The organism is Hymenobacter roseosalivarius DSM 11622, from assembly GCF_900176135.1.
Lineage (GTDB): Bacteria > Bacteroidota > Bacteroidia > Cytophagales > Hymenobacteraceae > Hymenobacter > Hymenobacter roseosalivarius.
Map to the genome: position 1 here is coordinate 1 of NZ_FWWW01000018.1, position 5,897 is coordinate 5,897.

The 5,897-nt window shown below is 56.2% G+C and carries 2 protein-coding genes and 1 pseudogene; 1 reads left to right on the forward strand and 2 read right to left on the reverse strand.

Features of this window, described 5'->3' with window-relative positions:
* Positions 1-295 precede the first annotated feature (295 nt).
* Entirely contained in the window at positions 296-1,921 is a 1,626-nt protein-coding gene (locus tag B9A24_RS00660; protein WP_084443178.1) for an IS1182 family transposase, read from the reverse strand.
* Positions 1,922-2,559: 638 nt separating this feature from the next.
* Here B9A24_RS00660 and B9A24_RS00665 point away from each other — a divergent pair.
* Positions 2,560-5,535: a PAS domain S-box protein gene (locus tag B9A24_RS00665; RefSeq protein ID WP_084443180.1), complete on the forward strand. Its 2,976-nt coding sequence runs from the start codon at positions 2,560-2,562 to the stop codon at positions 5,533-5,535.
* A 67-nt stretch (positions 5,536-5,602) separates the two neighbouring features.
* Here the strand turns inward: B9A24_RS00665 and B9A24_RS00670 are convergent.
* A pseudogene (locus B9A24_RS00670) lies at positions 5,603-5,897 on the reverse strand (hypothetical protein); the annotation flags it as partial.

Consider the following 5,897-nt stretch of genomic DNA (forward strand, 5'->3'; position numbering starts at 1 on the left):
CCGGTACTGCTTTTTCACCTTCGGATAGGGGGGATAATTTTGGGTGTTGTTACACAACTAGGGGAAAACCTCCGAGTCGAGGTTTTACCAGCTGGGGTGTTGGTAATCAGGTGCTCATGCGCCGTAAGAGCAGCGAAAAACCGCTAGTCTTACACGTCCCTTAAGGCGATCGAAAGACGGTAGCGAAAATGAACATTTAGACTATAGTTTTATCCGTGCGCTTGGTAAAGCATTGTCAGACAAGGGACTAATTAGGAAAAGTGCGCAGTTGTGCGGCCGAGTCGGTGGTTTTGCCCTATTTGTTTAACAACACCCCACCTAGCGGATGGCAAGGAAAACGACAAGTCCAGAAAGCCATGGTGGCTGTTGCAGAACTCTCAGCGGCTAGGTGCCTTAGACATCTACCGAGCCGGTTTGTCAGCCGGTCGCCCCTAGTTCCTCGTTGAAAAAGGCCGGTTGGAGGCGGCGACGGGGGTTTGGGCAGGGCTACCGCCAGGCCTAGGCACTGTTTAGGATGATGCTTCAGTAGCTTTTTCAGATTGTAGGCCATGGCGGCGAGTAACATCGCTTTATGGGCGCTAGCGCGGCCGCGTGTGTTGACTTGGCGTAGGCCGTAGTGCTGGAGCAGGCTGCCAAACACGGGTTCCACCGTACTTTGACGCAGGAGCCGCATGCGCTGCCCTTGCCGGCTCTGCTGCCGGATGAGGGCTCGTTGGTAGTGCGGATCATACGCCGTGCGCGTGATCTGCCGTTTCTGGGTTTTGGGCGCACAGGACGGTTTGCGGGCGCAGAGCCGACAATCGCGGTTTGCCGCACGATACAGCTTCAAGAGCCCCCCGTCCCGCTGCTTGTCATAGCCCTTAAAGGGTAGTTGCTTGCCCGCCGGACAGGTGAAACAGTCCGCCTCGGCCTCATAAGTAAACCCCGCCACGGTGGGCTTGTACTGCCCGAAGACCGGAATCCAGGGCGTGATGCCCCGTCCTTCGAGCAAGGCGTAGTTCACGCCATTGGAATAGTTGGTGTCGGCCACTCGGTCCTGCAGGGGTAAGCCCTGGGCGAGTAAGCGCTGGTGCAAGTGCGTGACGAGTTGGGGCAAGTGCACACTGTCGCGGCTATCGGCCAAATCGGCCTGTACGTGGCTAATGACGCCGTTCGCCGTGTCCACCGCCAAGCTACAGAGATAGTTGAGGGCGCGGGCTTTACCGAGCTTGATGGAGATCCGCGCTTCGGGATCCGTGGGGCTATAATGGGTTTTGTTGCTCACCAAGCGGGCGCGGGGGCGCCGAGCGCCAAAGTGCCCCGTCCGGTGCTGGGCCTGCCGGGTGGCTACCCGGCGCAAGACATGGGCGGGCGTGTCTAATACCGCCGCTGAAGGCCGGGACGGGGCTTCCCGGTCCGGCTCTCCGGCTAGCTTCAGGCGTGGTAAGACGGCCTCGACCGGCTGCTTTTCACAGAGCCGGTACAGGGACGCATTCGCTTTGACCGGGGCCGAGTCCACGGCTTGCGTGTCGCCGGCGACCAGCCCTTGGGCCACACACTGGGCAAAGACGTGGTCGAACAGCTGCTCGAAAATGACAGTTGGATACAGCTGCCGGGTGCGGCTGATCGTGGAGTGCCAGGGCAAGTCTTCGTCTATCTCGTAGCCCAGGAAGTAGAGGATATCGAGCCGCAGGGCACAGTGCTCTACCAACCGTCGGTCGCTGACCAGGTTCTCGAGCCGGCCGACTAGCACGAGTTTAAAAAACACCACCGGGTCGAGCGAGGGCTGCCCGGTGTGGCTGTAGAGCGCTTTCGTTTCCTCGTAGAGAAAGCGCCAGTCCACGAGTTCCGCTAACCGGCGGTATAAATTGTGCGGGGGTACGCGCTCGGAGAGGCGAAAGTAGGTGACTTCTTTGTCGGTAAACTGCTTCTGGCCTTGCATACTCCTGCTACGAGCAGAACGATGAACTGGTCACGAGTTCTGCAACAGCCACCATGGCTTTTTGAGCGCTATTATGCACTTCCATCAGGGGTGTCACTTGTTATTTACGCTTGTCCTCCCCACTTCAAGCTACCCCCCGATAAGTAAGTATAAGGCGGAACCCGCTCGGAGAGCCAAAAGCGGGTCACCTCCTGGTCGAGGTACCGCTTCTTGCCTTGCATCCTCTTGCTACTAAAAGCACCCTATCTCGGACACGCGTTCTGCAACAGCCACGAGCATGTAGTTACACCTCCCGCAGGTTGGATAACCGGAATGCCCTAATAGCGAGGGTGAAGAGATCACAAATAGTTGCCTAGTGGCCGTGAAAGGGCACTAGGCCTGACCGCTAGCTAAATAGACTGTGTACCATTGTTGACACGCCCTGTGCTGTTCAGAATATAACGTTTCATGAAATATAAAACCGCTACCTTGTATATTATCAGTATCATAAGGAACATGCGCTTAGGCTGAATTTGCATTAAATTTATAAAAACTAACCTTTATTAAGCGGGACTGCTTTCTTTTCTTATCGGTGGCAAACTCACGCCCCAGCTAAAAACAAGTCGACGCCTGCCTCCAAGGTCAGTGAAACCCACACGATGAAGAAAAGCGAAAAGAAGTATCGGCGGCTAATTGAAGCCAGTCAGGATTTATTGGTCACCGTCAACCTGCAGGGCAACATCACCGACACCAATGAAGCCGCAGTAACTCTGACCGGAGTGGAGCGGGATACCCTGATGGGGGCCGATTTTTTTGCCTTTTTTACCGAGCCAGAATTGGTTTGGGAGGTCTACCGGCAGGTAGTAGCCAACGGGATGGTCAGCAACGTGCCCTTCACGCTCCGCCACACCAATGGCACTCTGACAGAGGTGTTGTTCGATGGCTCCGTGAACAAGGACGAGCTGGGCGTAGTGCTGGGCGCGGTGATTGTAGCCCGGGAAGTGACCGAGAAAAACTGGGCTACGGAACTGGGTATCGCCAATAAGGAACTTGCTTTCCAGCACAACGAAAAGGAAAAGCGGGCCGACGAGCTCAGTATTGCCAACGAAGAGTTGGCGTACCAGAACGATGAAAAAGAGAAGCGGGCGCAGGAGTTGAGCATCGCCAACGAAGAACTCGCCTTTCAAAACGACGAAAAGGAAAAACGAGCGGCCGAACTCAGCATTGCTAATAAAGAACTGGCCTTTCAGAACGACGAAAAGGAGAAACGGGCGCAAGAACTTAGTGTAGCAAATGCGGAGCTGGCTTTTCAGAATGATGAAAAAGAGAAACGAGCCCAAGAATTAATCGTTGCCAACAAAGAGCTAGCCTTTCAGAACGATGAAAAGGAAAAGCGGGCGCAAGAGTTAATCATCGCTAATAAGGAGTTGGCCTTCCAAAACGATGAGAAGGAGAAAAGGGCGCAGGAACTGAGCATCGCCAACATTGAGTTGGCGTTTCAGAACGACGAGAAGGAAAAGCGAGCCGCTGAGCTAGTCATTGCCAACAAGGAGCTGGCGTTTCAGAACGATGAGAAAGTGAAGCGGGCGGCCGAGCTGCGCGTGGCCAACTACGCCCGCGGGCTGATTGAGGCCAGCCGCGACCCGCTGGTTACCATCAGCCCGGAAGGGAAAATTACGGACATGAACCAGGCCACGGTGAACATCACCGGCATGGACCGCGACCAATTAATTGGCTCCGATTTCTTCGTGTATTTCACCGACCCGCAGATGGCGCGCGAGGTGTACCAGGAAGTGTTTGCCAAGGGCACGGTGGCCGATTCGCCCCTCACCCTGCGCCACAAAGACGGTAAGCTGACGGATGTGCTTTTTAACGGGTCGGTGTACAAAAACGACGAGGGCAACGTGCTGGGCGTGGTGATTGTGGCCCGCGACGTGACGGACCAAAAACGCATTGCCACGGAGCTGATTGAAGCCAAATTCGCGGCCGAGCGCGCCACCGTATTTGCCCTGGAGGCCCAGGCCAAAGCTGAAACTGCTACCGGCATTGCCGAAAATGCGGTGAAAGCCAAGCAGCAGTTTCTCAGCAACATGAGCCACGAAATTCGGACGCCCATGAACGCCATCATCGGCTTCACCAAGGTGGTGCTGAAGACGGAGCTGACCGACAAGCAGAAAGAATATCTAACGGCCATTAAGCTCAGCGGCGATACGCTGATTGTGCTCATCAACGACATTCTGGACCTGGCCAAGGTGGACGCGGGCAAGATGACCTTTGAGCAGATTCCGTTCAAGCTCTCAGCGTCGGTGGCGGCCATGGTGCATTTGTTCGAAACCAAGATTCAGGAAAAAAACCTGGCCCTGGTGATGGACTATGACGCCAAAATCCCGGAAGTGCTGGTGGGCGACTCAGTGCGGCTGCACCAGGTTATTCTCAACCTGGTGAGCAACGCCGTCAAATTTACCAGCGAAGGCACCATCACCGTGGGCGTGCGGATGCTGGTGCAGGACAAGGAAAAGGTCATCCTCGAGTTTGCCGTGACCGACACCGGCATCGGCATTGAGGAAGCCAAGCTGAGCACCGTGTTCGACGATTTCCAGCAGGCCACCAGCGGCACCAGCCGCCTGTACGGCGGCACGGGGCTCGGCCTGGCCATTGTCAAAAACCTGGTGGAGCCCCAGGGCGGCACCATCAGCGTGAAAAGCCAAGTGGGCGTGGGCTCGACCTTCAGCTTCATCCTGAGCTTTGGCAAAACCACCGAAAAAGCCGGCGCCGAATCGGGCCTGATCGTCGAGCGGGAAACCGGGTTCACGGACGTCAAAATTCTGGTGGTGGAAGACATTGCCCTGAACCAGCTGCTGATGAAGACGTTACTGGAGGATTTCGGCTTTGAAATGGAGGTAGCCGGCAACGGGAAAATAGCCCTTGAGAAGCTGCGCACCACCCGCTACGACATCGTGCTCATGGACTTGCAGATGCCGGTCATGAACGGGTTCGAGGCCACGGAATACATCCGCAACGAGCTGCACCTGACCGTACCCATCATTGCCCTGACGGCCGACGTGACGACAGTAGACGTGGAGAAATGCAAGGCCGTGGGCATGAACGACTACATCTCGAAACCCATTGACGACAAGCTGCTTTACAGCAAAATTATCAAGTACCTAAAGCAAGCCGACCACGCCAAAACCATCGCCGCGCCGGCCCCAGACGACCGGCAAACCCAGCCTCTGACCTGCGTCAACTTCGACTACCTGAAACGAATAACCAAAAGCGACGCCCGCATGGCCGAAATGATTGGCCTCTACCTACAGGAAATCCCGCAGCTGGTGCAAACCATGAAAAAGGCCATTGCCGAAAAAGACTGGATGGCCCTGAAGCGCGCCACGCATTCCATCATCCCCACCTTTGCCACCATGGGCATGAACCCGGAATTTGAAGTTATCACCAAATCCATTCAGGGTATGGCGGTGAACCTGATTTCCCTCGGCGACGGGGCCAGCCAGGAAGCCATGACCGGGCTGCTGTCCTTGTTTTCGAAGATAGAAACCGTTTGCGCCCTGGCCGCCCGGGAGTTGGAGGATAAGCTACTGGCGCTTTCGCAGGCCCTTTCCCTGGTGCAGGCGAAAAAGTAAAACAGGTCTACGAACCAGGTGGGGCGTAGCAGCCAGCAAGGTTCTCGATGGGCACCAAACTGGCCCGCTAGAGATGCAGCTGGAGGATGGTATCGAGCTTTTCTTTGGTGTGGGGCTTGCTGACCAGGCCGGCGACGGGCAGGGACTTGATGCGGCCGAGGTCGACAGAGCTCATGGAGGTGGTGTGCATGACGATGGCCACGGCCTGCTGGTGTTTCTCGAGCAGCGGCTGGTACGCTTCGACGAAGGCCATGTCGCCCATGCCGGGCATCTTCAGGGGTCGCACGAGAGTAGGAACGGAAAACAACGCTAAGGCCAGGCAGTCGGATTTTGGCGTGGCGGGGTGTCTCAGAAAACGTGCG

Excerpts from the sequence above, each read along its gene's own strand:
- B9A24_RS00665 (WP_084443180.1), top strand. The coding sequence starts at position 2,560 with ATGAAGAAAAGCGAAAAGAAGTATCGGCGGCTAATTGAAGCCAGTCAG.
- B9A24_RS00660 (WP_084443178.1), bottom strand. The coding sequence starts at position 1,921 with ATGCAAGGCCAGAAGCAGTTTACCGACAAAGAAGTCACCTACTTTCGC.